The following is a 2,646-nucleotide window of genomic DNA, read 5'->3' as shown; positions in this document are numbered from 1 at the left end:
ACCGGCCGGCCGGTGAGGGCCCAGCGGGCGGTGCGGTGCACCAGCCACGACAGGGCCCGGTCGCGGGGGCTCGCGCGCAGTCCGAGGCGGCGGCGGTACGCGTCCGGGAGGTCGGCCCGCATCAGGGAGCCCATGACCGCACCGGCGGCGATCCGGGCGAGCTGCCACAGCGCCTCGGGGCAGCGGGCCAGCCAGTCCGGGGCGGGGACGGTGGCGTAGAGGGCGCCCAAGAGGTGGCGGACCTCCGCGTTGTCCTCCAGTTCCTCGGCGACGACGGTGTCGAAGTGGGCGCGGCAGGCCGCGAGGTCGGCGGGGACGACGGCCCCGTCGATGCCGAACGCGACGGTGATCGTGCGCCACTCCGCGTAGAGCTGCGCCTCGGCGGCCGGGGACAGTGGCCGGCCCGCGAGCCGTTCCATCGCGACCATCGCGTCGAAGAGGGTGAGGGCGATCCAGGTGCGGCTCTCGTCGTGCAACCCGCTGTAGGGGCGGCCCTGTTGATCGGTGCCGTTGATGTGCTTGTGCACGCGGCGGATGCGGGCGAACTCCTTCTCCCGGGTGTCCTCGTCGCCGTAGGTGAGGCGCTGGAGGCTGTCCAGGGTGAGTTCGAGACGGCGCAGCGGCCGGGTGCGGTACGTGGAGTGGTCGGCGAGCGCGGCGCCGCCGGCGGGCAGGGCGGCCTCCAGGACCAGGGCGCGGCCGGTCACCAGGAGCATGCGCCTTTGCCCCAGCAATCTCCAGCACAGGGAGTCGGGCCCGGGCAGGGGATGGTCACTCACGTCGTACCTCCTGCAGTGCGTCGGTGGTGCAGACGCAGGCTCCCTATGTGCGGCCTCCTCCAAACACCGGCCTTTTCCGGCAGTTGGTGGGCGAGGAGCCGACCCCTGGCCCTCGACCGGGGCGCGGTGGGCGATGCGGGATCCAAACCCCCTTTCGCGAGCGGGAGTTCCGGTGCCCAAGACAACCCCATCGGGTGATGCGCGGGCACTTCTTCCCGAATGCACATGAGAGGGCGATTGGCTGCAAATGCCGTGGGGTAGACCGGGCTTGTCCACCGGAAGCCACGCACCACGAGCCTGGGACGGACATGTTCGACACGCACGTCATCGACACCCTGAAGCACACCAGCCGCACGTTCTTCCTGCCGATCATGCGGCTGGACGGCGAGCTGCGGGACACCGTCGCCGCCTACTACCTCGCCAACCGCGCGCTCGACGAGATCGAGGACCACCCCGGGTTGCCGCCCGACGCCAAGGTCGCGCTGCTGCGCGGGGCGAGCCGTCTGTTGCAGCAGGAGTCGTTCACCCGGCAGGACGTCGACGCCTTGCTGGGCCACCACCACGACCAACTCGACGTCGTGACGCGGCAGTTCCACGACTGGGCGGTCGCGCTCCCGCCGCACGACGTCGCCCCGCGCCTGTGGGACTCCCTCGCCGCTCTCGCCGACCGCATGGCCGACTGGGTCCAGGCGGGGTTCCGGATCGACGACGAGGCGGACCTGGACCGCTACACCTTCGCCGTCGCGGGCTCCATCGGCCTCACGCTGTCGGACCTGTGGACCCGGCACGCGGGCGTCGTCACCTCGATGGCAGGGGCCGTCGCCTTCGGGCGGGCCGTGCAGGCCGCGAACATCGCCTGGAACCACGAGGAGGACCTCGCGCGCGGCGTCGACTTCTTCCCCGCCGGCTGGTCGGCCGACGACATGTGCCGGTACGCCGAGAAGCACCTGCCCGCGGCGAGCGCGTACACGGCCTCCCTGCCCGCGGGCCCGATCAGGGACTTCTGCTCCCTCACCCTCGACATCTGCCACACCACGCTGAGCGCCCTGCAGCACGGGACGCCCCTGGACCGGGCGACCATCACCGGCCTCGCCGCGCGCTACGCCGTACCGGAGTGACCGCCCGGCGGGCGGTCCCCGGCCGGGGACGACTGCTGTCCACCCGGTGCCGGACGCCGCCCCCTTCTTCCTGGAGCGGGACCGAGCCGGGGTACGCGGCACGGGAGTACCGTGGAAACGCCGGGGCCTGTCGTCCTCCGGCATCAGGGGGGAACGGATGGCTGTGTTCCTGCGCAGGCTGAGCCGTTGGCAGGCCGAGCAGCAGCGGGAGGCCGTCGCCGATCTGTACGCGGCGGCCTATCGGGGTGCGCCGGGCGGCAGGTCCCGCGACCGGCAGGAGTTCCTGCACCGCTTCGAGCAGCACGGGCAGCACGACGGCTTCGACATGGCCGTCGCCGACGAGGGGGGCCTGGTCGGCTGCGCGTACGTGTTCCGCCTGGGCCGCGGGCTGGACGCGTGGGCCGGAGTGCCGTCCGACGTCCTGCCGGGCGCCGAGGAACTCGCCTCGTCCGGCCGGGTGTTCGCGCTCGCCGAGCTGATGGTGCTGCCCGCCTACCGCCGCCAGGGCGTCGCGACCCGCCTCGCCGAGCTGATGCTGTACCGGCTCGCCGCGGATCTGGTGGTGGCCCGCGTGGAGGACCGGGCCGGGGACGGCTTCCGGGAGCTGCTGCGGGCCTGGGGCTGGAAGGAACTGTCCGGGCCGGACGGGACGGATGCTCCGGACGGGGCGAGCGGGCCGGCCGGGCCGGCCGGGTCCTCGGGCGCGGCGGGCACGGAGGTGTGGGCGCGGGTGCCGCAGCGGTGACCCG

The 2,646-nt window shown here is 73.3% G+C and carries 3 protein-coding genes; 2 read left to right on the top strand and 1 reads right to left on the bottom strand.

Annotated elements, in window-relative coordinates:
• A partial coding sequence (locus G3I40_RS09560; RefSeq protein WP_164301729.1) for an oxygenase MpaB family protein occupies positions 1–779 on the bottom strand: 779 nt, incomplete at its 3' end.
• 308 nt (positions 780–1,087) lie between these two features.
• Between G3I40_RS09560 and G3I40_RS09555 the strand changes: the two genes are divergently transcribed.
• Positions 1,088–1,897 (top strand): squalene/phytoene synthase family protein, encoded by an 810-nt coding sequence (locus G3I40_RS09555; RefSeq protein ID WP_164301728.1) that lies wholly within the window; start codon positions 1,088–1,090, stop codon positions 1,895–1,897.
• Between the two features lie 157 nt (positions 1,898–2,054).
• Positions 2,055–2,642 (top strand): GNAT family N-acetyltransferase, encoded by a 588-nt coding sequence (locus tag G3I40_RS09550; protein WP_164301727.1) that lies wholly within the window; start codon positions 2,055–2,057, stop codon positions 2,640–2,642.
• Positions 2,643–2,646 lie beyond the last annotated feature (4 nt).

Source organism: Streptomyces sp. SID14478, assembly GCF_010548525.1.
Taxonomy (GTDB): domain Bacteria; phylum Actinomycetota; class Actinomycetes; order Streptomycetales; family Streptomycetaceae; genus Streptomyces.
This window is presented reverse-complemented; position numbering and strand designations above follow the sequence as displayed.

Excerpts from the sequence above, each read along its gene's own strand:
- G3I40_RS09550 (WP_164301727.1), top strand. The coding sequence starts at position 2,055 with ATGGCTGTGTTCCTGCGCAGGCTGAGCCGTTGGCAGGCCGAGCAGCAG.
- G3I40_RS09555 (WP_164301728.1), top strand. The coding sequence starts at position 1,088 with ATGTTCGACACGCACGTCATCGACACCCTGAAGCACACCAGCCGCACG.